Here is a 26119-nt window from a genome sequence, read left to right on the forward strand (position 1 = left end):
GGGTGGACACGGTGGATGACCTCCAGGGCGACTACCGCAGGGCCGGCTTCGGCGGGGACCTGGGTCGCGGATCACGTCGAGCCCTGCTCCTGGTCGACCTCGTCCGGGCCTACCTCGACCCGGCCTCACCGCTCTACGCCGGCGACACCGACCCGCCGGCCCTGCGGGCCTGCGCCGCACTGCTCGACACCGCGCGCCGCAACGGCGTGCCGGTGATCCACACCCGGGTGGAACTGAGCCCGGGCGGGGTAGACGGTGGCCTCTTCGCCCGCAAGGTGCCCGCCCTGCGGGTCCTCGAACACGGCAGCGCGTTCGCCGACGCCCCGCCGAGCCTGGCCCCGGCGCCCGGCGAGACGGTGGTGACCAAGCAGTACGCCAGCGCCTTCTTCGGCACCAGCCTGGCCAGCACCCTGCGTGTCCTGGGGGTGGACGCCCTCGTCATCGGCGGCGCGTCGACCAGCGGCTGTATCCGGGCCAGCGCGGTGGACGCCCTGCAGCACGGCTTCGTCCCCCTCGTCGTCGCCGAGGCATGCCTGGACCGCGATCCGCGACCGCACCAGGCCGCCCTGTTCGACCTCGGTGCCAAGTACGCCGAAGTGCTGGCTCTGGACGAAGCCACGGCGCTGCTCGGACCGGGAGGTTTGTGATGCGGGTCCTCGGCTACGCCCGACGGCGGGTGCTCTTCCTGCCCGTGGGGCTGCTCTCGGTCGTCGTGCTGGCCTTCCTCCTGGTCAACGCGTTGCCGGGCAACCCGGTCGGGGTCATCGCCGGGCCGGCCGCCGGCCCGGAGGAACTGGCCGAGATCGAGCGACGCCTCGGTCTGGACCGGCCACTGTGGGAGCGGTTCGTCGACTACCTCGGCGGCCTGGTCCGCGGCGACCTCGGATCGTCGTACTACACCGACCGGCCGATCCTGTCGGAGATCCTGCGCTTCGCCCCGGCCACCCTGGAGTTGGTGATCCTCTCGCTCATCGTGGCCGCGGTGCTCGGTGTGGGCCTGGGCACCCTGGGCGCGTACCACAAGGGCAGGCTGGCCGACCGGGGCTCCCGATTTGTGGTCACCACCTTCCAGTCGATCCCCGACTTCTTCCTCGCCCTCCTGTTGATCTACATCTGCTTCTATCTCGCCGGGTGGGCTCCCGCCCCGGTCGGCCGGCTCGGTCTGATGGACGAGCCGCCGCCGGCGGTGACCGGGGCACTGCTGGTCGACTCGCTGATCGCTGGTGACATGACGGTTTTCCGTTCGGCGGTGGCGCACTCGATGCTGCCGGTGCTGACCCTGGGCATCTACTACTCGGCGTACTTCGCCCGCAGCACCTACGCCTCGCTGGTGCCCGCCCTGGAGTCCAAGCAGGTCGAATTCGCCCGGGCCTGCGGTCTGCCCGAGCGGACCGTGCTGGCCTACGCCTTCCGTCAGGCCCGCACCCCGATCCTCACCTACGGCGGCATCCTGCTGGCCGCTCTGCTCGGCGGTGCGGCGATCATCGAGACGATCTTCTCGTGGGGTGGCTTCGGGGAGTGGGCGATCGACTCCATCCTCCAGCTCGACATGCCGGCCGTGCAGGGCTTCATCCTCGCCGCCGGCCTGGGAACCCTGTTGGCCTTCACCGCACTGGACATCCTGGTCGCGGTGCTCGATCCGAGGGTGCGCTATGACTGAAACCTTGGCCGCCGATCCCACCACGGTCACCGCGCCGAAGGGCCGCAAGCCCCGCCGTGGTCGTCGCCGCCTGCGCCTGTGGGTGCCCAGCGGCATCCTCGCCGGCATGCTGGCGGCGGCCTACCTCGCGCCGCTGCCCTACGACCCGGCCGAGCCGCTGCCCGACACCCTCGCCGCACCCGACGGCGAGCACTGGATGGGCACCGACAAGTTCGGCATCGACGTCTTCAGCCGCCTGGTGGCCTCGGCCGGAGTGGACATCCCGCTGGCCCTCGCCGGCATGCTGATCTCGCTGGTGGTCGGCGTACTGCTCGGGCTGGCCGCCCTGCACCGAGGGCCGTGGGGAGAGCGCGTGGTCCGCGCGCTGGACGTCTTCCAGGCCTTCCCCCTGCTGGTCCTGGCCATCGCACTGGTCGCCCTGATGGGCAACAACATCGAGAACGTCGTGGTGGCCATCGCCATCATCAACGTCCCCCGGTTCGTCCGTCTGGTCCGCAGCGAAGGGCTGACCATCCGGGAGAGCCGCTACGTCGAGGCCGCCCACGCCATCGGCGCGACCGGGCCGCGGGTCATGTTCCGTCACGTGCTGCCGAACATGACCGGCATCATCCTGGCCCAGGCGTCGCTGGCGGTGGCCCACTCGATCGTGGTGATCGCCTCGCTGTCCTTCCTCGGCATCGGCATCAACGCCGCCGACGCCAGCTGGGGAGCGATGATCCAGACAGGAGCGCAGAACATGACGACCGGCCAGTGGTGGGTATCGGTCTTCCCCGGACTCGCCATCTTCCTGACCGTGCTCTGCTTCAACGCCATCAGCGACGAGCTGCAGGACTCCTTCGGACGGGCGAGGCAGCGATGAGCGCCCCCCGCCAGGCGCTGAGCCGCCCCACCAACACCGGCCAGGGCGCGGACCGGGAGCCCCGCCTGCTGGAGGTCAGCGGCCTCACCACCCGCTTCGACACCCCCGACGGGCTGGTACACGCGGTCAACGGCGTCGACTTCCACGTCGACCGGGCCGAGATCGTCGGTGTGGTCGGCGAAAGCGGATGCGGCAAGTCGGTGACGATCCGGTCGATTCTCGGCCTGGTCCGCCCCCCGGGGCGGGTGGTCGAGGGCACCGCCCGATTCAACGGCGTCGACCTGCTCGGCCTGCGTGCGGCCGAACTGCGCCGGCTGCGCGGCGCCGAGATCGGCTTCATCGCGCAGAACCCGTTCAGCGCGCTGAATCCGGTGATGCGCATCCACCGGCAGTTCGCCAACATCCTTGCTGCGCACGGCATCCGCTCCGACGCCATCGCCCGGGACCGGTCCCGCGACGCGCTGGCCGACGTCGGCATCGCCGGCCCGGACCGGGTCCTCGACGGTTACGCCCACCAGCTCAGCGGCGGGATGGCCCAGCGCGTCGTCATCGCCATGGCCATGCTGCTCAACCCGGCCTTCGTCATCGCCGACGAGCCGACCACGGGCCTCGACCTGACCGTGCAACGGCAGATCCTCGACCTCGTCCGGGGCCTGGTCCAGCAGCACGGCCGTTCGATGCTGCTGGTCACCCACGACCTCGGCGTGGTGGCCCAGTACTGCGACCGGGTGGTCGTGATGTACGCCGGCAAGGTGATCGAGCACGGCTCGGTCCGTGACGTGCTCACCAGCCCGCAGCACCCGTACACGCAGGCGCTGGTCCGGGCCGTTCCCCGGCCGGGCCATCCGTTGGTGCACCTCACCGGGAGGCTGCCGGATCTCGTCGACTATCCGGCCGGCTGCCCCTTCCAGGCACGCTGCCCGCACGCCTTCGAGCCCTGCGGGCAGGTGTTCCCGGAGCCGACGACCTCTGCGTCGGGCCGGACGTACTGGTGTCACCTGCCGCAGGAGAGGGAGGCCGTTCGGTGAGCCTGCTGGAGCTGACCAACGTCAGCAAGGAGTTCTCCGTCGGCGGGACCACCACGGTCTACGCCCTCGACGACGTGTCGCTGACCGTGAACGCCGGCGAGACACTGGCCGTCATCGGCGAGAGCGGGTCGGGCAAGTCGACGTTGGGCCGGCTGGCCCTACGCCTGATCGAGCCGACCCGGGGCTCGGTGCACTTCCAGGGCACCGACATGCTCGCGCTGCCCGCAGCCGGACTGCGCCAGCTGCGCGCCAAGGCGCAGATCATCTTCCAGGAACCGTTCGAGTCGCTGAACCCGCGTATGCGGGTGGCCGACATCGTCGGCGAGCCACTCGCCATCCACCAGCCGAAGACCCCGGCGGCCGACCGCCGGAGCCGGGTCGCCAGGGTCATCGACCAGGTGGGGCTGGCACCCGAGATGGCCCGCCGATTTCCCGGTGAACTCAGCGGGGGACAGCAACAACGGGTCGGCATCGCGCGGGCCATCGTCACCGAGCCCTCCCTGATCGTCCTCGACGAACCCACCTCCTCGCTCGACCTGTCGGTCCGCGCCCAGATCCTGCAACTCCTGGCCGACCTGCAGACCGAACTCGGCATGGGGTATCTGTTCATCTCCCATGACATCCACACCGTTCGCTACGTCAGCGACCGGATCGCGGTCATGTACCGGGGCCGGGTGGTGGAGACCGGCCCGTCGGAGCGGGTGTTCGCCGACCCGCAGCACCCCTACACGCGCGCTCTGCTGGCCGCAGCGCTGCCCGTCGACCCCGACCAGGAGCTGCCGCCGGCCCGCCTGGTCGGCGACCCGGTGAGCCCGACGAAGAAGGTGAGCGGCTGCGTCCTCTACGGTCGGTGCCCGGTCGGCGAGGACCGGTGTGTACAAAACGAGGTGCGCCTGACCCCCTTCGACGCCGACCGCGCGGTGGCCTGCATCAAGCCGGGCGCACCCGGGAGCTGATTGGGCCCGGTGGCCCGTCCAGCCTCCGGGCCACCGGGCCCGGAGGCTGGACCGCGGTCGGATCGGCGCGCCCGAGCGCTCAGAGATCCGGGTTGTCGGACATGGCGTCCAGCAGCACTCGCCGGGCGGCCAGCACGTGCGCGCGCATCGTGCTCGACGCCCATTCGGCGTCGCGGGCGCGGAGGGCTGCCACCAGGTCACGGTGGTGGGCCATGCTGCGGGCCAGCGCCTCCGGGGTGTAGAGGCGGAACGCCCGAACCACGAGCGGGACCTCCACCACCGCCGAGAGCAGGGAGGTCAGTCGAGGGCTGCCGGCAGCGCCGATGACCAGACCGTGCAGTTCGGCGTTGAGGTCGGCGATGTCGTCCAGATCCTGGGGGGTCATCCGCTGCGCCCGCTGATCCATCTGATCGCAGAGCAGGCTCAGCCTCGGCAGGCAGTCGGCGTCGATGCGCTGGGCGGCCAGGGCCGCGCCGTAGCTTTCCAGCCGGGCCCGGATCTCGTAGGTGTCCTCCAGATCGCTGAGCGACCACTCGGCCACCCTGGCCCCCCGGTTGGGCTGGAAGACGACCAGGCCCTCGGCGGTGAGCCGGCGCAGGGCCTCCCGGATCGGGGTCCGACTCACCCCGAACTGCGAGGACAGCTCCACCTCGCCCAGCCGCTCCCGCGGGCGGATGGATCCGTTCAGGATCGCGCTCCGCAACGCCTCGTAGGCGTCCTGCCCGGCATTGGTCACCCGTGCCTCCGTGGTCTGAAGCGATGTCGCGACCGGTACCTTGCCGACCGCCTGCCGCTCTGAGATTGTATACAGATGATGGTGCGCGTGGTGGAAGTGTCCCCCCGGGACGGGTTGCAGAACGAGTCCGAGGTCCTCCCGACAGCGAGCAAGATCGAGCTGATCCGGCGCTGCGTCGAGGCCGGAGCGCGGCGGGTCGAGGCGGTGTCGTTCGTCCGCGCCGACCGGGTGCCCCAGATGGCCGACGCGGAAGCCGTCATGGCCGAGGTGCCGCGCCGCAGCGACGTATCGTACATCGGTCTGGTGCTCAACCGACGCGGGCTCGACCGTGCCCTCGCCGCCGGGGTGGACGAGGTGAACTGCGTCGTGGTCGCCACCGAGACGTTCAGCCAGCGAAACCAGGGCGCCTCGGTCGACACCATGGTCCAGGCCTGGTCCGACATTGCCGCAGCCGCCCACGCCGCCGGCCGTCGGGCCAGCGTCACCGTCGCTGCGGCGTTCGGCTGCCCTTTCGAGGGCGACGTCGCCCCGTCGACAGTCGGCGAGCTCGTCGCCCGGCTCGCTGAGGGCGAGCCGGACGAGATCGCTCTGGCCGACACCATTGGTGTGGGAGTGCCCGCCCAGGTGCGGCACCTGGTGGCCGCAGCCGGCGCGGCCGCGCCGGGCGTACCGCTGCGCCTGCACCTGCATGACACCCGCAACACCGCAATCGCCAACGCTCTGGCTGCTGTCGAGGCCGGCGTGAGCGTGCTCGACGCGAGCGTCGGCGGCATCGGTGGCTGCCCCTTCGCCCCGGCGGCCACCGGCAACGTCGCCACGGAGGACCTGGTCTACGCCCTGCACCGCTCCGGCCACCAGACCGGCCTCGACCCGCGTGCGGTGATCGAGACGGCGGCCTGGATCGGTGACCGGCTCGGCAAGGCCAGCCTGCCGGGTGCCCTCGGCCGGGCCGGCTGGTTCCCGGACGAGCCGGCCTGAGGTCATCGGGACATGGCTGTGGGCCGGCCCGCCCTTCACTGAGGCGCGGCGGCCACCCACCGATCCATGGTGCGTCCACGTAGTCGCACTAGCTAGCGGGCGGGCATGGTTGTACTGGAGGGATCGCCTGATGGCCCGACGCCTTACCCGCGTCGAGACCGAGGTGCTCGTCGTTCGCCCAGGTGTCGTTCAGCGGGCCTTCCTGGTCGCTCGCTTTCGGGGCGGTTCACCGGAGCGGCTGTGGTTGCAGCTGTGCGACGGAACCCAGGTTCGGACGCCGGTCCGAAGGCGCCGCGCTGGCGTAAACCGCCTTCGCGACGGCGGCACGGTTCCCGCATCAGAACGCTACGAGGGACTGCTTGCGGACCTCGCGAGCTGGAAGGCGGGCGTACCTCGTTGAGCGCCCGTTGGTTGCCCTGGCCGGCTCTCGACAGCAACGGCTACAGCCATCGATCCAGACGAGGATGGTCGCCAGCGGCCGGGCGCGGAAAGTAGCCCGAGGTCGCGGACGGACCCGTTGGACGATGTGATGAGAACTTGCAAAGCGACGGGACTGGTTCGATCCCAGTATCGCCCACCACAGGTATACGCAGGTAGGAAGCCCGTCACCGGTTCGCCGGTAACGGGCTTCCGCGTTGTCGTCGCCGAGGGCGACCACGGTCACCCCTTCGTCGGGCGGGGCGCCCGGCGACCGGCCCAGCGGGCCAGCAGGTTCAACCCCAGGGCGTAAGCGGCGGCGCTCACCAGCAGGGCGGCGCTGCTGCCGCGCCCCCAGTCACCCACCGGCACGGGCGGTACGGCCCAGACATCCGTCGACAGTCCGGCCAGCGCGATCGCCGTGCCGGCCGCGATCGGTGGGACGGCCCACAACAGCGCGTACGGCGCGGCGAACCGGTCGTCCTGCAGCAGCCCGACCAGGGTGGCGGCGAACCAGCCCAGCAGGAACAGGAACACGAGCGGCCAGCGCGTCGCGGCTCGCCGCAGGTGCCCCAGAAGCAGCGCGCCGAGACCGACGCCGGCAGCGGCATAGAGCGGGAAGGCGGCCAGCTCGCACAGGAGGACCCGCACCAGGATCGGGTCATCGAGTGCCGGGGTCGTGAAGTAGACGCCCTCGCGTGCGCGGGCGAGCGGGTAGGCGACCGCGACGGCCACACTGGCCAGGAGCAGCGCGAGCGGGACCGCCACGACCAGCGCCCTCGCCTGTGTGTAGCGGCCGGCTAGGGCGGCCCCGGCCAGCAACGCCAACACTTGTCCGCAGAGGACGCCGGACGTGTACTGGAAGATGCGCGTGGTGTGGAGCAGCTCGTACTGCTGTGCGTCACCCTGCGCGTCGTAGTTGACCCAGAAGTCGTAGAACGCGTCGTTGAACGGCATGGCCACGAGCACCAGCAGCGCCATCGCCGGCACCGACCAGACAGCCGGGTGCGTCACAGCACGTGAAGCCACTGATAGGCGACCGTCTGCCATCCCCGGGCGCATCCGCCAAGTCTGCGCGTCCCGGCTGCGGTCGGGCAAGCCTGCACGTCATCGGTATGGTGCGGGTTCGCCATCCGGCTGCAGGTCGTGCTCAACGCCCCGGGAAGGTCCGCGTCATGGCAGACAAGAAGAACGCTGTTCAGGTTCCGCAGCCGACGGTGGCTGAGTGGGTCAGCCTTCCGGGTGCCCGTCGTAGACGCGGATCTTGTACTCGGTGGCCTCCAGCGCCAGTCTGAGCTCACGGATCTGCCGCGTGATCCGGTCGTGCTGGTCGCGCATGATGCGTCGGCGTTCCGTGACGGTGCTCGGGCCCTGCTCGGCGAGTGAGATGTAGCGCTTGAGGTCGGTCATGGTCATGCCGGACAGGCGCATCCGGGTGAGGAAGACGAGGCGGCGCAGGTCGGAGGCGGCGTACTCGCGGTACCCGGAGGTGTTGCGGGCGGGCCGCACGAGCCCCTCCTGCTCGTAGTAGCGGAGGGTGTGCGTCGACAGGCCGACAAGCCGGGCCGCCTCGGCGACACTCCTGGGCGCCGTCGAGGCCTCGATGGTGGCGTCGTCGAGCAGCTCGTGCAGCGCGTCGATCGTCGACGAGGACGGCCCGTCGCTGGCAGCGAGGATCCGTTCGATCAGCGCTTCGGTGGCCATGGCCATCAGCGTACGGCGATCAGAACGCGCGAACCGCGGGCGGCATGCCTGGGAAGTCCGCCGACTCGCTCACCGGCGCCCACTTCTCGACGTCGTCGAGCGCCGCACGGTAGACGCGGGCGAGGTTGCGAACCGCCTCGGCGCCGAGCGGAAGCCGGAGCGGCGCGTCGGGTGTGTCGAGCATGTCCCGGATCACCCGGGCGGCTCGTGCCGGGTCGCCCTCCTGGATGCCGTCGGCTCCCTCCATGTTCGCGCGCACGGCACCGGTGACCCCGTCGTAGATCGAGCTCTGCCGCGCCGTGTTGAGCACGTCCGCGGCGTTGAACGCGGTGCGGAAGCGACTGGGCTCGACGATGAGGACGCGGATGCCGAACGGTGCGACCTCGCCCGCCAGCGCCTCCGACCAGCCCTCGAGCGCGAACTTGCCGGCTGAGTAGCTGCCGACGGCGGGAAACGACATCCGCCCGCCCTGGCTGCTCATCTGCACGATCGCACCAGAGCGACGTTCCCTCATGTGGGGCAGCACGGCACGCACATAGGCGGCCGGGCCGAACAGGTGCTGCTCGAGCATGGCCCGCAGAGCAGCGTCCGTGATCTCTTCGGCGGCGCCGACCTGTCCGGCGCCTGCATTGTTGACGAGCACGTCGACGCGCCCGAACACCTCCAGCGCCCGCTGCACGACCCCGGCCGCTCCGGCCGTGTCGCGCACATCGTGCTCGACGGCGAGGAGCCCATCCCCGTACCGCGCCTTGAGCCCGTCGAAGCGGTCGGCCCGTCGCGCGGTCCCGATCACATGCTCGCCAGCCTGGAGTGCCGCCTCGGCGAGCCCCAGACCGAGGCCTGAACTCGCGCCCGTGATGATCCATGTTCTCGTCTCGGCTGTCGTGGTCACGGCCCCGACGCTAAAGCTTCGAGCGCGCTCGAAAGCAAGCCGCGCTCAGGCTCCGGAGGCGACGAGTGGTCCTGCCCGCTCGCCCCTCTGTGCGACGATCTCGGTTTCGACGCGGTGCACGCCGGGGAGCGCGCCGTACCGGTGCAGGTGGTCGCCGTGGGCGAGGCGCCGTTCGGCCGGGCAGTCCCGCGAGCCGTAGCGCGGACCGCCATCTGGTCCGGCGGAGCCCGCCCGAGCTACGGCTTGCGATCACGTCCTGGTCTCGGAAGTGGGCTCTGTTGTGTGGGTTCCTGCGGTGTCACCGTGAACCCCGTCATGGCCAGCGAGAGCAGGCGCGTCGCTGTGGTGGCGGGGTTGCGGTCGTCCTCGGTTGCCAGGGCGATCCCGGTGACAAGCGTCGACAGGTCGGCGAAGGTGACGTCGGGTGCCAGCACTCCGGCCTCGGCGGCCCGGCGTACCAGTGGCTCACCCGCCTCGGACAGTTGGTCGGACGCGCAGTAGACGCTTTCGGTGCGGCCGCGGTTCAGCGCCTCGGCCAGGCCCCGGATCGTCGCGGCGGCCCGCGTCATCTCGATCAGGAATTCGACGAGCGCGGCCCGGGGGTCCGGTTCGCCCGCTAGTTCGCCTGCGCGGGCGCAGAGGGCGTCGATGCGATCCCGGAAGACGGCTTCGAGCAGCGCGTGCCGGGTCGGGAAGTGGCGGCGGACCGTGCCGGAGCCCACCCCGGCGGTCCGGGCGATCTGTTCCAGCGACGCGTCGGCCCCGTGCTCGGCCACCGCCTCTGCTGCCACCGCGAGCAGAAGTTCGTAGTTGCGGCGGGCGTCTGCGCGCATGTCTCACCTCGGCGTTGCTAAGCGGCGGGGTCCGCCGTATCTTAGCAAGCTTAAACGGCGGGCCCCGCCGTTTCTTGGGTCGAGGAGTGTGTCCATGTCAGATCGAGCACCAGTCCTGGTCACCGGCGCTACCGGCCAGCAGGGCGGGGCAACCGCCCGTGCCCTGCTCGCCGCCGGCGTGCCGGTGCGCGCCCTGGTCCGTAACCCTGCTGCCGCCAAGGCCGCCGCGGTCGCCGCCCTCGGCACCGAGCTGGTCACCGGCGATCTCCGCGACCCCGCATCGCTGGTCCCGGCGGCCCGGGGCGCCCGCGCCGTCTTCTCCGTGCAGATGCCGGAGCTGCGCGGCGACACCTGGGACTTCGAGAGCGAACTCGCCCAGGGTGTCAACCTGATCGAGGCCGCGCTGGCGGCGGGGGTCCCGCAGTTCGTGCACACCTCGGTCTCCGGTGCCGGGCAGCATGAGCAAGCCCCCGGCTGGACCGACGGGCGCTGGGCCGCGATGGAGCGCGTCTTCCTGCCCAAGGCCGGCATGCAGGAACGCGTCCGGGCCGCAGGCTTCGACCGGTGGACGCTGATCAAGCCGGGCTTCTTCATGGAGAACTTCCTGCCCGACCTGGCCTACCTGCTGCCGCGGGGCATCGCGGGCGGGCTCGCGACGGTCCTCCGGCCGCAGACCCACCTGTCGCTGGTCGCCGTCGACGACATCGGCCGAGCGGCCGCAGCGGCCGTCGCCGACCCCGACCGCTTCCACCGCGTCGAACTCGAACTGGCCGGCGACCACCTGCCGATGACAGAAATCGCGAAGATCATCGGTGAGTCGCTCGGCATCGACGGCACCGCTCCCGACATGACCGAGGCGGAAGCGGTTGCCGCCGGCATGCCGCCGTGGGCCACCACCTCCCACGAGTTCCTGAACGTCGCCGGGCAGCCGGCCCGGCCGGAGTTCGCGCGCGCCCTCGGCATTCCCCTGACTCCGTTCGCCGAGTGGGCCGACCGCCACCTGCGCCCCCTCCGTCAGGGCTGACGCTGACCAGTCATTCCGTCGGACGTGCCCGGAGCCACGCGGTGCCGCGTGGCTCCGGGGCTTGAAATCCTACTTGTTCGGTAGGAATTGGACAAGCGCGAGATCGAGGGGTGGGAGAGCAGAGGGGCTCCAGGGGGACCGCCCGCCTCCACCAGCGGCCTGTCGGACACACGTCAGCGGGGAACCGACGGAATCGCCGATTGCGGGTCGACCCCGGCGAACGCCAGCCCGATGACAAAGCCGGCGACCTCCTCCAACTGTCGTACCCGGTCGAGCGTTCCGAGGACCGCGGGAACTCCACCGACGTCTCGCACGAGCGACCCGACGACATCGAGTGCGCGCTCGTCGTCACCGCACATGGCGACCGTGACCGGTCCGGCATCGGGCGTCACCCACCGCTCGGCCGGGAATAGATGGAAAGCCTTGACCACGTGCGCGCCGGGTGCGAGGGCGGCGATGTGGCCGGCGGCCGACCGGGCGGGTTCCGTCTGGAGGGCGCCGACACCGTGCTCGACGGCGTTCGTCGGGTCGACCAGGGGGAGGTCGGCCAGCGCACCGGCGGGCCCGCCGGCCGCTGTCAGCATCTCGGTGACGCCGTCCCAGCGGACCGCCAGCAGAACCGCGTCGGCGCCGGCGGCGACCGCCGATACGGGCCGCGCGGTGCCGCCGATCCGGTTCGCGATCGCTTCGGCGGCGGCCGTCGAGCGACCGCCGATGATGATGTCGTGTCCGGCCCGGGCCCAGCCGGTGGCCAATGCCGTGGCGAGGTTGCCGGTGCCGAGGATTCCGATACGCATACCGTCACGCTAGGCAGGTCGATGCGCACCGGACGGTGCATGTCGAGCGTGCCAGGATGGGCGCATGGGTGACGGCGACTTCTGCGAGCAACTCGTAGCTGACTGCCGGATGCGGATGGCGGCGGACCTGTTCGCGCACACGTGGGATGCGGTCGTACTGGCCGCGCTGGCCGAGGGCGCCCGCCGTCGCTGCTCACTGCGGGCACGCATCGGAGGAATCAGCGACAAGGCGCTCACCGAGGCCATACACAGGTTGGTCGGCAACGGCCTGATCGAGCGGCGGTTCTTCCCCCAGGCGCCGCCCCGGGTCGATTACGCGCTCACCGATCTCGGCCGCAGCTTCGCCGACGGCCCGATGCGGGCGCTGGGCGCCTGGGTCACCGAGCATGGCGACGAACTGTTCGAGGCGCAGGAGCGGCTCAGCGCGTCGTAGCACCGCGCCCGGCCCGGGCCGTTCGCGTACCCCCACCCGCTGAACCGCCCGGAGCAGCGGTCAGCAGTCCAGGTACTCAGAGCGGGCCGGCCGGCCCTGAATCGAGTTGATCCTCCTCGGCGTGCCAAGCCAGGGGGTCACTCAAACTCAGTTCGCCTGCCGCCGTTGCAGTACCAGCCCGCCCCGCTCGGAGGGTGCCCACGCGACGCGGGCAAACCTCCGAGGGCTGGCGGTTGCCGGATTCCCGGCTCGCCCTCAGCTCGTGGGGCTGGACGCCGCCCGCCGAGGGTCATCTTGACACCGGGCCGTTACTCGGACAGTCCCCCGTCCGTGCGGGCGGCGGCGAGAGCGGCTGCCATCCGGGTCAGGCGTGCGCCCTGGAAGCAGGCCGTCTCGAGGACAGCTTTGGCGTACTCGGGATCCCGGCTGGCGCGGCTCTCCACCTGGCTGACGCCGTACGGGTTTCCGCCAGCGACGTGAGCGGTGTCGTAGTTCAGATAGCCCGTGGGGAGGATGATCGACCCCCAGTGGTGGAAGGTCTGGTAGAGGCTGAGCAGGGTCGCCTCCTGGCCGCCGTGTTCCTCGTAGGTGGCCGTGAAGCCGGTCGCCGGTTTGTCGGCCAGTTCCTCCGCCTGCCACGGGACGGTCGTGGTGTCGAGAAACTGGCGCAGCTGGGAGCAGATGTTCCCGAAACGGGTCGGCGTGCCGAAGGCGTACCCGTTGGCCCACCTGAGGTCGTCCAGAGTGGCGACCGGGATGTCGGCGGTGGCGTCGAGGTGGGCTCGCCACTGCGGCTTGGCATCGATGACGTGCTCCGGCGCCAGCTCCGCCACCCTGCGCAGGCGGACCTCCGCGCCGGCGTCGGCGGCTCCGTCGACAAATGCCTGCGCGAGCCGGTGCACAGTGCCGGTGGCGGAGTAGTAGATGACGGCGATCCTGGCATCGGTCTGCATGGTGCCTCCTGGGTCGGCTCGGTTTCGGTCAACCGTGCCGAGCAGGCTTACCGTCCGCTGACCATCCCCTTACCGACGCCGCTGAACGGCTGCTCGTCGAGGTCAAGCTGTGCGCCGCAGCTCATCTCGGCAGCGAGTTCGTCGCTGCCGAGCGCCTCCCGGAGGCGGACGGTGATGCGCTGGACGTCATGTTGCTCGCCGGGAGGCAGCGGCGCTCCGGCAGACTCGCGCAGCGTCCGCGCCGCGGCGAGCAGCCGCGCGGCGGGGCGACTGTCACCGCCAAGGCTGATGGCCCCGGCCAGGCCCTCGAGAGCCAGGGCGACAGCCCGTTGATCACCGGTAGCGCGCGCCGCGTCGAGCGACTCACGGTGGCGGCGCTCAGCCAGGACAGCATCACCGCGGTGCTCCGCGATGAACCCCAACTCGGCCAGCGCGAGCGCGCAGCCTGGCAGGAAGCCTGCGCGGCGGTTCCAGTCGAGCAATTCCCGCTGCTGGGTCTCGGCGGCGTCGAGGTCGCCCCGCCGTCGCGCGATCATTGCCAGGCCCGTGCCGGCGAAGGCGACGGCGGAGCGGCTCGACTGTTCCTGGGCCACCTGTAGCGCGCGGTCGTGACTGACGGCGGCCTCGTCGAGGTCGCCTTTCAAGATGGCGAGCCGGCCGATGCATGCCAGCTGCCGGGACACCGACGTCCACAGCCGCAGGTGTTCGGCGATGCGCAGTGCCTCCCGGTAGCGCGTGGCGGAACGATCGTAGTCGCCGTGGATCTCGGCCAGGGTTCCCAACAGACTCGTCGGATGCACTTGGCCCCAGCGGTCGCCCAACTGTCCGAACAGCGACCGGCTGGTCTCGCAGTCACGCTGCGCCGCGGGCAGGTCGCTGCGGAGTACGAGCGCGAGGTCCGCTCGGATGGCGCAGGCGGCAGCGATGCCCCACCGGTCCCCGCTGGCGCGGAACGCCGCCAGCGCCGCGTCGACCAGGACGGCGGCCTCGCCCGGATCTGCGGAGCCGAGCATCATGGAGGCGAACAACCACTGCGCGAACGCCTTCTCCGGCCCCTCGGTGTCCTGGTAGCTCTCCAGGATCCGCTGCCGGGGAGCGGTCGGATCGCCGTCCCGGGTGGCGAGAGCGGTCAGCCACATCTCCGCATGTCGCCGCAGGCCGTCCGGTGCGACGTCGTCCTCGCTCCTCGGGACGATGTCCAACGCCGTTCGCAGTGACCGGCTCACCTCTCCGAATCGACCCCGGAGCAGCCGGTACCAGGACAACGAGGTGGCGAGCGCCAAGCCCACGCGGGCCTGACCGTCGGTGGCGGCGACGTCGAGTGCCGCCCGGAGGTTTGCGTTCTCGGCGTCGAGCTCGCGTAGCGCACGACTCTGATCGTGACCACGTAGCCGCCCGGCGGCCTGCTCGGCGAGACGGGCGAAACACGTGGCGTAACGGCGACGAGTTGCGGCCAGTTCGGCGGCGCTGTCGAGCTGTTCCAGACCGTAGGCAGCCACTGTCTCCGGCAGCCGAAAACGTCGCGGACTCTCGCCGTGCCGCACCATGACCAGCGATCGGTCGATCAGGCGTGCCAGCACATCCAGGACCTCGTCCGATGCCACCTGCCCGCCCCCGCACACCTGCTCGGCGGCGGCCAGGGTGGCGCCGTCGGCGAAGACCGCAAGCCGGCGCAGCACCGCGCGCTCGGGAGGCGACAGCAACTCCCAACTCCAGTCGATCACGGCGCGAAGCCCCTGCTGACGCGGGGGCGCGGTGCGCCGGCCGGATGACAGCAGCCGGAAGCGATCGTCGAGCCGCGCCGCCAGCTCGCTCGGGTCGAGAACGGCCAGACGGGACGCGGCCAGTTCCAGTGCCAGCGGTACGCCGTCGAGACGCCGGCAGATGACGGCGACCGCGTCCGTGTTCCGCTGATCGACGGTGAACCCTGGCTCGGTGGCGCGGGCGCGGGCTACGAAAAGCCGAACCGCCGGAGCCTCGGCGGTCTGCCGCGCCCCGGCTCCGGGCTCCGGCAGGGCCAGCGGCGGCACCGGAAAGACGACTTCGCCGGGGATCCCGAGCGGCTCGCGGCTCGTCGCCAGGATGCGCAGGTCGGCCGCGGCGCCGAGAAGTTTCTCGGTCAGTTGAGCGACCGGTGCCACCACGTGTTCGCAGTTGTCGAGCAGCAACAGCATTCGCCGACCTCGCAGCGCGGCGACCAGCCGGTCCATCGGCTCGCGTGGTGGTCGATCACCGGGCAGGCCGGGCGGGCTGTCGTCCCGGATGTCGAGAGTCGCCGCCACCATGTCGACGATCTCGGTCCAGGTCGCGTGGTCACCGCAGTACGGCTGGCCGGCCAGCTCGACAAGCCACACTCCAGCGGGGAACGTGTCACCCAGCACACGAGCGGCCTCGAGCGCCAACCTGCTCTTTCCCACCCCACCCAAACCGGTCAGGGTCACCAGCCGCTCGTTCGTCAGCCGCTCCCGTACCGCCTCGACGGCCGCGTCGCGTCCGATCAGTCCGCCGTACGGACCAGGCGACAGAGGCGCCGGAAGATTGGTCCGGGCCGGAGTCGACGACGGTGCCGGCGGCTGGAGGGCGGGATCCTGGCGCAGGATCGCCCCATGCAGCTCGGCCAACTCCCTGCCGGGATCGATGCCGAGTTCGTCGCGCGCCTGCCGACGGAACTGCTCGTAGGCGAACAGCGCTTCATGCTGGCGTCCCGAGCCGTACAGGGCGCGCAGGTGCGCGGCCCGGAGCCGCTCACGCCACGGGTGGCGTGCGACCAGGTCGGTCAGTTCCCCGGCGAGCAGGTGGTGCTCACCAAGACCGAGCCGGGCCTCGGCCAGCTCCTCCAGCGCGGTCAGGCGCTGGTCGTTGAGCCGCTCGACCGCTTGGCGGACGAATCGCTCGTCACTGAAGTCGGCGTACGGGGAACCGCGCCACAGCGACAGGGCCTCCGTCAGCGTCGCCGCCCGCACAGCCGGCTCCCGCTGCGCGCCCGAACGTACCAACAGAGCGGCGAAGCGACCGGCGTCGACCGATTCCGACGGCGTCCGCAGCCGGTAGCCGGCCTCACCGGACTCGATCAGCGCACGGCCACCCGCCTCGCCCGCCCCCAGCGCGCGGCGCAACTGCGACACCTTGGTCTGGAGCGCCCCGAGCGCGTTGCCGGGTGCCTCGTCGCCCCAGAGATCTTCGATCAGCCGGTCGGCGGTCACCGGGCGCCCCTCGTGAACCAGCAGGTCAGCCAGCAGACCACGCACTTTGAGGCCGGGCACGGCGACAGGTGTGCCGTCCGACGTCCACACCGCAACGTCGCCCAGCACTCCGAACCTCATCGCTTCACCCTAGCCAGCCGGCTGTCCCGCCCCGCGAACGTCCGCCGACCGTCGGTCTGCTCGCCGGGAGGCGGCGCGGGGTCGCCGACGCGTACGTCAGCCGGCCATCAGCCGGTGGTAAGGAGCCCCGGGCAGGCTGAACCGAGCCGACACCGGAGGAACGACATGGATCAGCTACAGCGGCGCCGAGCCGGTCACCGCCACAGGCAGCTCGCACCAGGGCGGGTGGCCACACCCTGGCTCGCCCTGCTGGCCGGTCCGCTGTCGTTCGGGATTGCCGCACCGGCACTGCTCCTCGACGACCTGGCGCGCGCAACGGGTAGCGGGGAACAGGCCGCAGCCGCCGGGGTGGTCGCCTTCGGCTGGGGGATCGCGTTGGGGACGCCGCTGTTGGCGGCGCTGCTCGCCCGTCGCGGCGTACAAGCGGTCCTGACCGCCGCGTCCGCGCTGGTGGCCGCGGGGACGCTCATCCTCGTGCTGATCCCGAGCGTGTCGGCGATGGTGGCCGGTGCGGCGGTGCAGGGACTGGGGTCTGCCGGCCTCACCGTGACCGCGATGAAACTGGCCGACTCGGCCCGGCAGATGGGCGTGGTCGCCGCGTCGCTGGCGGTCGTCGGGGCCACCGGTCCGCTGACCGGCGCACTGATTGCCGACCTCTCCTCGTGGCAGGCGGCGCTGGCGTTACCGCTGCTGGCGGTGCTCGCCGTGCCCGCGGCTCGCCGCGGCACCACCGCACCGGACGCGGTGCCGGCGCCGTTCGATTTCTTCGGGATGACCATCCTGGCCATGCTGGTCACCGCAGCCGTCCTCATTCCGCACCGACCGCTGGTCGCCGGCCCGGCCACCGTCGTGCTGCTGCCTCTGCTGGTGGCCTGGACCAAGGTCCGTCCGGACGGCTTCCTGCCTGCTGCGGTGGCACGGAACGGCCGGTTCCTCGCGGCGTGCGCGCTGGCCTTCACGCTGGGAGTGGGGAACTTCGCCCTGCTCTACGCCGCACCGGACCTGCTGCGACAGCACGCGGGATGGGCGGGCACCCTGAGCGGGATCGTGCTGCTGGCGCCGTACCTGATCGGCGGCATCTGCTCCGGGTTCCTGGTCGCGGCATCCGTGCGAGTGTCACGCCGCGTCGCGGCCGCCACGTTGCTCGTCACCGGCGCTGCCGCGCTGCTGCTGGCGGCGGTCACCACCGCCGTACCGCTGCTGCTTGCGGCGATGACGCTCGGCTCCTTGGCCGCCGCGACCGGCCAAGGCGTACTCGCCCTGCACGCGGCCGGCGTCGTATCCGCCTCCCACCGGGCCGAAGCACTGGGCCTGTTCAACCTCGCCTACCTGCTCAGCGTCGCGATCGGACCAGTGGTTGCCGTGCCGCTCTCGCACCCGACCGCTTGAAGACCCCGACGTGCAGTTCAACGTCGGCCGCCTCATCGGTGGCCCCGAAGAAGCCGCACGGGGGCCATCGCCCCTGGCGGTCGCCGAGGCGGACGCTGGACGGCGTACACCTCGAGGCGGAGGCCCAGGTGGCCACCGCGAGGCGGTTCGAGACGCCAGGGCCCGCGGAACCGCGGTGCCGGGCCGGACGACGGGCGAGAGGGTCGCCCGCTCTCGAGTTGCCGGACAGGCAGCTCGGTCTCCTCCAACAGGGCTCGCGCGGCCGTGATGCGTTGCTGGAGGAGCCACTGTCCTGGGGGCCGCGGTAGGCGTGCCGGTGTGGGCCTGGTCGAGGAGCGAGATCCTCGATCCTGGCACCCGTGAGTTGCCTGGAACGGTGCGGGTCAGTTGCACCGTTCGTTTGACAGACCCCTCGGAGGGTGCCCGCGCGACGCGGGCACCCTCCGAGGGCTGGCGGTGCCGGATTCCCGGCTCGCCCTCAGCTCGTGGGGCCGGACGCCGCCCCACCGAGGGTCACCTTGAGGATCTTCTCGTTGCTGTTGTTCGGGGTGCTGTCCTTGTCCCCGCCGGTGCTCGTGGTCAGCCACAGGTTGCCGTCGAGGGTCGGTTCGACGGTGCGCAGCCGGAAGTACGTCCCGACGAAGTACTGCTGGACGTTGGTGAGCGTGTCGCCGCTGATCTCCGCACGGTACATCCGGTTGCCGCGCAGGCAGGCGATGTAGAGCGCGTCCCGGACGATCGCGATGCCGCTGCACGAGGCCTCGGCCACCGGGTACGTCCGGATCGGGGCTCTGAAGTTCGGGTTGGCGCAGTCGCCGGAGGTGCCCTCGCAGGCGGGCCAGCCGTAGTTGCCGCCCTTGACGATGATGTTGGTCTCGTCCATGACGTTGTTGCCGAACTCCTGCTCGAAGAGCCGGCCCTGGGAGTCGAAGGCGAGTCCCTGCGGGTTGCGGTGGCCGTAGCTCCACACGTGGTTGCCGAAGGGGTTGTCCGCCGGGACGGTGCCGTCGGGGTTGAGACGCAGCACCTTGCCGCCCAGGTTGTTGGTGTCCTGGGCCACGTCCGGGTTCTGTCCGTCACCGGCGGCGGCGTAGAGCTTGCCGTCGGGGCCGAAGCGCAGCCGGCCGCCGTTGTGGTACTTGTTGCGCGGGATTCCGGTGACGAGCACCTGCCTGGTGTCTGTTTGCAGCGTGCCGTCGTAGCGGATGCGCACGATCCGGTTGTCGGTCGTGGTCGTGTGGTAGATGTACAGCCAGCGGTCGGTGGTGAAGGTGGCCGAGACGGCCAGCCCGAGCACGCCGCCCTCGCCGTTGGTGCCGGCGACGTTCGGCACGGTGCCGATGCTGCGTTTGTCGGTGCCGTCCGGGTTCATGGCGACGATGTCGAACAGGTCGCGCCGGCCGTAGAGGACCGTGCCGTCGGGCAGTTGCACCAGGCCCCAGGGCAGGTCCTTCTCGGTGGTGATCGCCGTGGCCCCGCAGACCGGGCTCGTGCAGCCCGAGCCGGTGTGCGCGGTGACCGCGGCGCTCGCGCCCGAGACGTTGCCCTGGGCGTCCCGGGCGGTCACGGTGTACCGGTAGTCGGTGTCGGGCGTCAGCCCGGTGTCGGTGAACGTGGTCGCCGGCGGGTTGCCGGCGGTGCCGGTGGTGGAGCCGACCGCCGTACCGTTGCGCAGGATGGTGTAGCCGGTGACCGCGACGTTGTCGGTGGAGGCCGACCAGGTGAGGGTCACGGCCGTGCCGTTGACCGTCGCGGCCAGGTTGGCCGGCGTGCTGGGCGGAGACGTGTCCTGCTGGCAGAACGGCGGGGTGACCGAGAGCGTGGAGCTGGCCTGCGAGACGTTGCCGGCGGCGTCGCGGGCGTTGACGTACCAGCCCCAGGTGACACCCTGCACGACGCTGAGCGTGGCGGTCCGCGTCTGTCCCGGGACCGAGGTGACGAGCTGGCCGTCGTGGTAGATGTCGTAGAAGGCGACGCCGACGTTGTCCCGGGAGGCGTACCAGGAGAGCGTGACGGACTGGCAGGTCAGCCGGCTGCTGCGCAGGCCGGTCGGCCGGGTGGGCGGGCTGGTGTCGGCGGCGAGCCGGGCCGGCTGCCGGCTGCCGGTCGCCGGTGCGGCCGGCGCGGCGTTTGCGGGTACGCCGGTCACGATGGTGCCGGCGCAGACCAGCAGGGCGAGCGGGACGCGGTGTCGGAGCTGGTGGGGATTGATCCGCACGGGTGCTTTCCTTCCCGGGGTTCTTGGTCAGTACGGGTAGCCGGGGACGTTGAGCCGCACGCTGTACAGGCCCGAGTCGTTCGTTCGGCCGGAGGTGATGTAGAGGGTCTGCCGGTCGGGTCCGCCGAACGCCACGTTGGTGGTGCCGGCGCCGCCGGAGCGGATCGTGCCGAGCTGCGCGCCGGCGGGCGAGTAGACGTGGATCAGCCCGTCCGAGCCGGAGGCCCAGTACACGTTGCCCGCGCAGTCGATGGTGACCCCGTCGGGGCCGCCGAGATGGTTCACGAAGACGCTGCGGGCGCCGGTGCTGCCGTCGGGCTGGACGACGTACTTGTAGATCTTGTTCTCGGAGTAGGCGCCCACGTAGAGCGTGCCGCCGTCCGGGGAGAGCGCGATGCCGTTGGGTTGCCGCAGCCGGTCGTCCACCAGCGACACCTGGCCGCCGGAGACGCGGAAGACGCTGGTACGTCCGCTCATCTGGTCGGGTCGGTTGCCGCGCTGGAAGTTGGGATCGGTGAAGTAGACGACGCCGTCGGAACGGACCGTGACGTCGTTCGGTGAGTTGAACGCCCGGCCCTGGTGGTCGGCGGCGACGGTGCTGCGGGTCTGGTCGCTCAGCCGGTATGCGGAGACGTTCCGCTGGTCGTGGGTGGCGGCGATGATCTGCTGGCCGTCGGGGCTGAGTGCCAGGCCGTTGCTGCCTGCGTTGGCGATGAAGGTGTCGAAGGTCGCCGGCGGGGTGAACCGGCGGATCGTGGAGGGCTGCACGTTGTTCGGCCCGGTGCCCGCGGCCATGTCGGACATCAGCAGGTAGCCGCCGTCGGCGATCCAGACCGGTCCTTCGAGGAACGAGAACCCGCTCTGGATCTTCGTCGCGGACACGGAGCCGGCTGGCAGGGGCGGGCCGTACCCGGTGCCGCCCGGGCAGACCCCGGGGGGCGCGCCGGGTGGGCCGGCGAGCAGGTTGGTGTGAACGTTCACATGAGCGGCGTCCCGAAATACCGGGGGTGCGGCACCGGCGGGGCCTGGTGCGGTGGTGAGCGCCAGGCACAGGCCGGTGAGTGCGGCGATGGTTGGACGCCAGGTCATCGGGTACTCCAATCGGTGTCGGTAAATGCGAGGCACCACGGTTGCCTGGACCGGCCCCGACCGCCGACACCTTCTATTGATCATCATCAATGTATATATGACGCAGCTTAGGCGAGGAAGCGGCGCCTCGCATCAGTTCCCCACGATCACCTTCGGCGCATGCCCAGACCTGGTCACCCGGTACGTCACGGTGGCGCCGCTCCAGAAGTGGAACGACGCCGGCCTGACCGGGTTCGGCGCCTGCGGTTCGTGTTCACGACCGGCCGTGTGCGCTCATGCCGAGAAGCGGACGCGCGTGGACCGGGCACGAGGGCGTCATGGCGCAGGACGGGCCCTCACCCCGCGTACCGGTCGGATCGCTCCGAGGTGCGCTGTCCCTGGCGGCGGTGCGATCGGCGGGGAATGATCGGGGTACACCGCGGGCTGCCCGCAGCAGTCCACGGCGCCGCAGAAGGGCGGGTCGACGATGACTCCGACGCAGCTACGGGCTTACGTCGCTGTCGTCCGGCTGGGGTCCGTCAAGCAGGCCGCCGCGCAGCTGGAGGTCTCCGAGTCGGCGGTCTCGCTGCTCATCGGCCAGCTACGGCGGGAGTTCGGAGATCAGTTGTTCACCCGGACGGCGGCGGGGCTGGCCTTCACCCCCGGCGGGCTGCGGCTCGCCAGCCGTGCGGCCGAAATGCTGGGCCTGCAGGACCGTACGGTTCTGGAGGTCAGTTCGGCGGCACACGGCCGCCGGCTGCTGCGGGTCGCCGCGTCCAGCGAGTTCGCCGAGTTCGCCGCGCCGAGACTGATCGAGCTGTTCGCCAGACGCGCCGCCGACCTCGACGTCGAGCTGAGCGTCTGCGACCCCGGCTCCTTCGAGTCGCTGCTGCTGACCCGGGCCGCGGACGTCGCGATGGGGCCGTTACCGACGGTGGCTGATCCGGCGATCTCCGGCCGGCCGATGATGAACTACCGGCTCGTGACTGTCGTCGGCCCGGATCATCCGCTGGCCGGTGTGGCGGCGTCACCGGGGCAATTGCGCGACCAGACCTGGCTGCTCGGGCCGTCGGCCACCAACACCCTGGGCGCGGTCCCGGCGATGCTGCGCCGGCTCGGAGTGCCCGAGGAGCGGCAGCAGATCTTCCAGAGCCACGCGGCGGCGCTGGGTGAGGCGCAGCGTGGCCGGGGGATCGCCCCGGCGCTGTCGTTCACCGTCGCGCCGGACCTGCGCGGCGGCCAGCTCGTGGCGTTGTCCGGGCCGCACGCCACGGCCGAGGCGGTGTGGCATTCGCTGGTGCTCGTCACTCCCGGCACGCCGTCCGTGGCGGCGGAGCTGTGCCGCTTCGCGTCGACGCCCCGGGCGATTCAGGCGATGATGCGCGGCGTGGGCGTCGCGGTGAACCGTTTCCGGCCCTCGGTGCACGTGACGCTCTGGAGCTGAGCGGCGGCGTCCAGCAGGTCCCGGAACGTCGCGGCCGGCAGCAGCCGGTCACAGTAGGGCAGGGCCGCGGCCATGCCTGCCACCAGGGGAGCGAAGCCGGGGGCACCGGCCCGCGGGTTCAGCCAGACGATGCGGTGGGCGCGGCGGCTCAGCCGTGCCATCACGGCGGCGAGTTCGTCCGGCGGGTCGCTGTCCCAGCCGTCCGAGCCGATCAGCACCACCGCCCCGCGAACCGCGTCGCCGTGCGGGGACGCGAGCAGCGCCCGCAGGTTCGTCGCGATGCGCGTACCCCCGAACCGGTCGGTCACGGCGGCGCTGGCGTGCGCGATCGCCGCGGACGCCGAGGTGTGCCGCAGCGCGACGGTGAGCCGGGTGAGCGTCGTGGCGAAGGCGAACACCTCCGCGTCGGTGACCACCGCGAAGGCCCGCAGCAGGTGCAGGTACGCGTGGGCCTGAGCCCGCATCGACTCACTGAGGTCGCACAGCAGCACGATCCGGCGCGGTCGGCGTACCTGTCGCTCGCGGACGACCTCGACGGGCTCCCAGGCGGTGCGACGGGCCCGGGCGATCGTCGGGCGCAGCGCGACCCGCCGCCCGGCCGGGCCCACGGCGTGCCGCCTGGTGCGCCGGGTCGGCCAGCGGGCGACGACCTCGCGCAGGGTGTCGCCGAGCAGTTCCACCTGGGCGGCGTCGAGGTCCTCGAACGGCCGGTCGGCGAGCCCGGCGAGGGCGCTGGGGCGTCGCTCGGGCAGCCGCACCCCGGTGTCGGAGGGCTCCGCCTCGGCGACGGGCGCCGGCAGCGTCGCCCACGGCAGTCCGCCACCGTCGCCGGTGGCGTCGGTGTCGGAGGGCACCGGCAGGTGTACGTCGTCCCGGGTCCCCGGCGGGGCCGCGGACCGGGTGAGCGGCAGCGGCGGCGCGTCGACGAAGACAGCGGCGAAGACGCGGTCGAAGGCGGCGAGGTCGGCGTGCCGCCGCACGAAGCTGATCCGGGCGGCCCAGTAAAGCGTCGTCGTCTCCCCGGGCGTCCACACGGCGAGCGCCCGGGCGAAGTCACCGGCCTCGGTGAGCCCGGCGTGCACGCCGGCCCGCCGCAGCCGTCCGGCGAACGCGGTCGCGAACGCCGCGCGGTCGACGCCGCGCAGCAGACCGTCGCTCACCGGCGGGCGACCCGCCAGGCGATCACCGCGCCGACTACGACGACGATCCCGACGAGCACCGGCACGAGGCGCTTGACGACGGCGCCACCGGCGATGTCGAGCAGGTCCAACGTCGCCGGCTCGGCGGGGCCGTCGGTCGCCGGTCGACCGGTGGACGCCGGCGCGGCCGCGGTGGTCCCGGCCGGGGTGGCGGACCGGGATGCGGCGGGCGAGGCGGCGTCCGCGTCGGCCGCGAGGGTACGGGGCATGGCAGTGGAGGCGTCGGACGTGGTCGCGGCGGACGTGGCGGCGACGGCCGATGCGGGCTCGGATGTGTCCGGCGCGGTGGCCGTGTGCGGGTCGCCGGCCGTGCTGTCGCCGGTCCTCTCGGCCGCCAGCTTCGTCTCCAGGTTGGCGACGAACTGGGCGAGCAGCTTGCCGGACACCTCCTTGATCATGCCGCTGCCGAACTGGGCCAGCCGCCCCGAGATCTTCAGATCGGTGTCCACGCTGACGACCGTGCGCTGATCGTCCGGCCGTAGCTGGGCGGTGACCAGGGCGGACGCGTTCGCCGCCGACCGCCGGTCGCGGCCTTTCGCCTCGCTCACCCCCCGGTACCGCTCCTCGTCCTTCTCGACGAAGCGTGCGGTGCCGGCGAACTCGGAGACGACCGGCCCGACCTTGACCTTCACCGTGCCCTGGTGGACGTCGCCGTCGACGCCGGTCAGCTGGGCGCCCGGCAGGCACGGCGCGATGCCCTCCAGGTCCGTCAGGACCGCCCACGCCTGCGCGATCGGAATGTCGACGGTGAACTCGTTGGTGATCTTCATGCCGGCCTCTCCTGGTGTGCGGCGAGCGCGGCGGCGACGGCGGCGCGGTCGTCGGGGGTCTTGGCGATGGTGCCGATGGTCCGGACGACGTCGTCGGCGGCGAGGTCGGCGACGCCGAGCACGGACAGCGCGGCGACCCAGTCGATGGCCTCGGCCATGCCGGGCGCCTTGTCCAGGCCGAGGGCGCGTACGTCGCCGACGAAGGCGGTCGCCGTGCGGATCAGCCGCTCGGCCGCGCCCGGCACGGCCCGTCGGACGATCTCCGTGGCGCGGCCCGGCTCCGGGAACTCGATCCAGTGGTACAGGCAGCGGCGGCGCAGCGCGTCGTGCAGGTCGCGGCTGCGGTTGGAGGTGAGCACCACGACCGGCGGCGTGGTCGCGGTGAACGTGCCCAGCTCGGGAATGGTGATCCCGGACTCGCCGAGGAACTCGAACAGCAGCGCCTCGAACTCGTCGTCGGCCCGGTCGATCTCGTCGATCAGCAGCACCGGCGGGATCGGGCCCGGGTGGCGTACCGCCCGCAGGATCGGCCGTTCCTGCAGGAACTCCGCGGCGAACAGGTCGGCGTCGGTGAGCGACGCGCCCCGGGCCTCGGCCAGCCGGATGGCGAGCAGTTGCCGCTGGTAGTTCCATTCGTACAGCGCCTCGCCGGGGGTCAGGCCCTCGTAGCACTGCAGCCGGATCAGCGTCGTGTCCAGCGCCCGCGCCAGCGCCTTCGCCGCCGCCGTCTTGCCGACGCCGGGCTCGCCCTCCAGCAGCAGCGGCTTGCCCAGCTCCAGCGCGAGGAAGACGGCCATCGCCATGCCGTCGTCGGCCAGGTAGTCGACGGCATCGAGCCGGCGCCGGACGGCCAGGGGGTCCTTCACCGCGCCTCGCCCGAGAGCAGCCGCCGGTAGTCCGCGCGGGTGTCCACGTCGATCGGCACCGGCCCGTCCACAGGTATCTCCGTGACCGGGTACCGGCCGGAGTGCAGCAGCTTCCACACCGCCTTGTCGCCGCGCAGGACACGCAGCTCCGGCAGGACGTCGCGGGCGAACCAGAACGGGTGCCCCAGACCGTCGGCGTACCGGCACACCGCGAGCGGGGTGGTCGCCGCCGCGACCCGGCGTACGTCGGCGGCCCGTACGCCTGGCTGGTCGCCGAGCAGGAGCACGAGCCCGTCGGCGCGCGGGTCCACCGCCTGCGTCGCGGCGCGGACCGACGAGCCGCAACCGGTGCTGAACTCGGCGTTCTCGACGACCTGGACCCCGGCCAGGTCCACCCGTTCGCGGACCAGGTCGGCGGCGCCGCCGAGGGTCACCAGCAACTGGTCGAAGGCGCACGAACGGGCCAGGTCGAGGGTGGCGTCGAGCAGCGTCCGCCCGCGGTACGGCAGCAGCTGCTTGGCCTCGCCGAGGCGCACGGAGGCCCCGGCGGCCAGCACCAAGCCGGTCACGAA

At 71.7% G+C, this 26119-nt stretch carries 24 protein-coding genes; 10 read left to right on the plus strand and 14 right to left on the minus strand.

Annotated elements, in window-relative coordinates:
- Positions 1 to 11: 11 nt before the first annotated feature.
- The 5 genes from AMK25_RS06440 to AMK25_RS06460 are packed head-to-tail and all read left to right on the plus strand — an operon-like array spanning position 12 to position 4503.
- Positions 12 to 647 (plus strand): isochorismatase family protein, encoded by a 636-nt coding sequence (locus tag AMK25_RS06440; RefSeq protein WP_073827762.1) that lies wholly within the window; start codon positions 12 to 14, stop codon positions 645 to 647.
- The gene (locus AMK25_RS06445) at positions 647 to 1660 is read left to right on the plus strand and encodes an ABC transporter permease (protein ID WP_073827216.1); all 1014 of its coding nucleotides are present in this window, start codon (positions 647 to 649) and stop codon (positions 1658 to 1660) included. Before AMK25_RS06440 ends, AMK25_RS06445 begins: the two co-directional genes overlap by 1 nt.
- Positions 1653 to 2519 carry an ABC transporter permease gene (locus AMK25_RS06450; protein ID WP_073827217.1) on the plus strand — a complete coding sequence of 289 codons (867 nt, stop codon included), beginning with the start codon at positions 1653 to 1655 and terminating at the stop codon, positions 2517 to 2519. The genes AMK25_RS06445 and AMK25_RS06450 overlap by 8 nt, the downstream gene beginning before the upstream one ends.
- The gene (locus tag AMK25_RS06455; protein WP_083664653.1) at positions 2516 to 3547 is read left to right on the plus strand and encodes an ABC transporter ATP-binding protein; all 1032 of its coding nucleotides are present in this window, start codon (positions 2516 to 2518) and stop codon (positions 3545 to 3547) included. The genes AMK25_RS06450 and AMK25_RS06455 overlap by 4 nt, the downstream gene beginning before the upstream one ends.
- The gene (locus AMK25_RS06460) at positions 3544 to 4503 is read left to right on the plus strand and encodes an ABC transporter ATP-binding protein (RefSeq protein ID WP_083664654.1); all 960 of its coding nucleotides are present in this window, start codon (positions 3544 to 3546) and stop codon (positions 4501 to 4503) included. Before AMK25_RS06455 ends, AMK25_RS06460 begins: the two co-directional genes overlap by 4 nt.
- A 79-nt stretch (positions 4504 to 4582) precedes the next feature.
- On the opposite strand, the gene AMK25_RS06465 is transcribed toward AMK25_RS06460, so the two are convergent.
- The gene (locus AMK25_RS06465; protein WP_073827219.1) at positions 4583 to 5239 is read right to left on the minus strand and encodes a GntR family transcriptional regulator; all 657 of its coding nucleotides are present in this window, start codon (positions 5237 to 5239) and stop codon (positions 4583 to 4585) included.
- A gap of 78 nt (positions 5240 to 5317) precedes the next feature.
- Here AMK25_RS06465 and AMK25_RS06470 point away from each other — a divergent pair, with 78 nt between their 5' ends.
- Positions 5318 to 6217, plus strand: coding sequence for a hydroxymethylglutaryl-CoA lyase (locus tag AMK25_RS06470; RefSeq protein ID WP_240925884.1), 900 nt, complete (start codon positions 5318 to 5320; stop codon positions 6215 to 6217).
- Positions 6218 to 6877: 660 nt separating this feature from the next.
- On the opposite strand, the gene AMK25_RS06475 is transcribed toward AMK25_RS06470, so the two are convergent.
- The 4 genes from AMK25_RS06475 to AMK25_RS06490 all read right to left on the minus strand — a co-directional run bounded on the left by AMK25_RS06475 (position 6878) and on the right by AMK25_RS06490 (position 10063).
- Positions 6878 to 7648: a hypothetical protein gene (locus AMK25_RS06475; protein WP_073827221.1), complete on the minus strand. Its 771-nt coding sequence runs from the start codon at positions 7646 to 7648 to the stop codon at positions 6878 to 6880.
- 216 nt (positions 7649 to 7864) lie between these two features.
- Entirely contained in the window at positions 7865 to 8338 is a 474-nt protein-coding gene (locus AMK25_RS06480; RefSeq protein ID WP_073827764.1) for a MerR family transcriptional regulator, read from the minus strand.
- Positions 8339 to 8357: 19 nt separating this feature from the next.
- Positions 8358 to 9230 carry an SDR family NAD(P)-dependent oxidoreductase gene (locus AMK25_RS06485; RefSeq protein ID WP_073827222.1) on the minus strand — a complete coding sequence of 291 codons (873 nt, stop codon included), beginning with the start codon at positions 9228 to 9230 and terminating at the stop codon, positions 8358 to 8360.
- 236 nt (positions 9231 to 9466) lie between these two features.
- Complete coding sequence (locus AMK25_RS06490; RefSeq protein ID WP_073827223.1) at positions 9467 to 10063, minus strand: TetR/AcrR family transcriptional regulator; 597 nt, start codon at positions 10061 to 10063, stop codon at positions 9467 to 9469.
- Between the two features lie 94 nt (positions 10064 to 10157).
- Here AMK25_RS06490 and AMK25_RS06495 point away from each other — a divergent pair, with 94 nt between their 5' ends.
- Positions 10158 to 11087, plus strand: coding sequence for an NmrA family NAD(P)-binding protein (locus AMK25_RS06495; protein ID WP_073827224.1), 930 nt, complete (start codon positions 10158 to 10160; stop codon positions 11085 to 11087).
- A 173-nt stretch (positions 11088 to 11260) separates the two neighbouring features.
- Here the strand turns inward: AMK25_RS06495 and AMK25_RS06500 are convergent, their stop codons facing one another.
- Complete coding sequence (locus AMK25_RS06500; protein ID WP_073827225.1) at positions 11261 to 11884, minus strand: NADPH-dependent F420 reductase; 624 nt, start codon at positions 11882 to 11884, stop codon at positions 11261 to 11263.
- Positions 11885 to 11948: 64 nt separating this feature from the next.
- On the opposite strand from AMK25_RS06500, the gene AMK25_RS06505 reads away from it, so the two are divergent.
- Positions 11949 to 12317, plus strand: a complete 369-nt coding sequence (locus AMK25_RS06505) for a winged helix-turn-helix transcriptional regulator (RefSeq protein WP_073827226.1) — start codon at positions 11949 to 11951, stop codon at positions 12315 to 12317.
- Between the two features lie 308 nt (positions 12318 to 12625).
- Here AMK25_RS06505 and wrbA read toward each other — a convergent pair whose 3' ends face one another.
- Together wrbA and AMK25_RS06515 are read right to left on the minus strand one after the other, a co-directional pair.
- Entirely contained in the window at positions 12626 to 13270 is a 645-nt protein-coding gene (gene wrbA, locus AMK25_RS06510; protein WP_073827227.1) for an NAD(P)H:quinone oxidoreductase, read from the minus strand.
- 47 nt (positions 13271 to 13317) lie between these two features.
- A complete protein-coding gene (locus AMK25_RS06515) occupies positions 13318 to 16593 on the minus strand; it encodes a BTAD domain-containing putative transcriptional regulator (RefSeq protein ID WP_241826262.1) in 3276 nt (1091 codons plus the stop codon).
- Between the two features lie 165 nt (positions 16594 to 16758).
- On the opposite strand from AMK25_RS06515, the gene AMK25_RS06520 reads away from it, so the two are divergent.
- Positions 16759 to 17982, plus strand: a complete 1224-nt coding sequence (locus AMK25_RS06520) for an MFS transporter (protein WP_073827229.1) — start codon at positions 16759 to 16761, stop codon at positions 17980 to 17982.
- Positions 17983 to 18460: 478 nt separating this feature from the next.
- Here the strand turns inward: AMK25_RS06520 and AMK25_RS06530 are convergent, their stop codons facing one another.
- Both AMK25_RS06530 and AMK25_RS06535 read right to left on the minus strand, forming a co-directional pair.
- Positions 18461 to 20200, minus strand: a complete 1740-nt coding sequence (locus AMK25_RS06530) for a PQQ-dependent sugar dehydrogenase (protein ID WP_083664655.1) — start codon at positions 20198 to 20200, stop codon at positions 18461 to 18463.
- 27 nt (positions 20201 to 20227) lie between these two features.
- Positions 20228 to 21289: an SMP-30/gluconolactonase/LRE family protein gene (locus tag AMK25_RS06535; RefSeq protein WP_073827231.1), complete on the minus strand. Its 1062-nt coding sequence runs from the start codon at positions 21287 to 21289 to the stop codon at positions 20228 to 20230.
- 466 nt (positions 21290 to 21755) lie between these two features.
- Between AMK25_RS06535 and AMK25_RS06540 the strand changes: the two genes are divergently transcribed.
- A complete protein-coding gene (locus tag AMK25_RS06540; protein WP_073827232.1) occupies positions 21756 to 22712 on the plus strand; it encodes a LysR family transcriptional regulator in 957 nt (318 codons plus the stop codon).
- Here the strand turns inward: AMK25_RS06540 and AMK25_RS06545 are convergent.
- The 4 genes from AMK25_RS06545 to AMK25_RS06560 are packed head-to-tail and all read right to left on the minus strand — an operon-like array spanning position 22637 to position 26116.
- Positions 22637 to 23872: a vWA domain-containing protein gene (locus AMK25_RS06545; RefSeq protein ID WP_073827233.1), complete on the minus strand. Its 1236-nt coding sequence runs from the start codon at positions 23870 to 23872 to the stop codon at positions 22637 to 22639. The genes AMK25_RS06540 and AMK25_RS06545 overlap by 76 nt on opposite strands.
- Positions 23869 to 24681 carry an SRPBCC family protein gene (locus AMK25_RS06550; RefSeq protein ID WP_073827234.1) on the minus strand — a complete coding sequence of 271 codons (813 nt, stop codon included), beginning with the start codon at positions 24679 to 24681 and terminating at the stop codon, positions 23869 to 23871. Before AMK25_RS06550 ends, AMK25_RS06545 begins: the two co-directional genes overlap by 4 nt.
- Positions 24678 to 25547, minus strand: coding sequence for an AAA family ATPase (locus tag AMK25_RS06555; RefSeq protein WP_073827235.1), 870 nt, complete (start codon positions 25545 to 25547; stop codon positions 24678 to 24680). Before AMK25_RS06555 ends, AMK25_RS06550 begins: the two co-directional genes overlap by 4 nt.
- Positions 25544 to 26116 (minus strand): nucleotidyltransferase family protein, encoded by a 573-nt coding sequence (locus AMK25_RS06560; protein ID WP_241826263.1) that lies wholly within the window; start codon positions 26114 to 26116, stop codon positions 25544 to 25546. Before AMK25_RS06560 ends, AMK25_RS06555 begins: the two co-directional genes overlap by 4 nt.
- Positions 26117 to 26119: the final 3 nt, after the last annotated feature.

It is taken from the genome of Micromonospora sp. TSRI0369, from assembly GCF_001905625.1.
Lineage (GTDB): Bacteria > Actinomycetota > Actinomycetes > Mycobacteriales > Micromonosporaceae > Micromonospora > Micromonospora echinospora_A.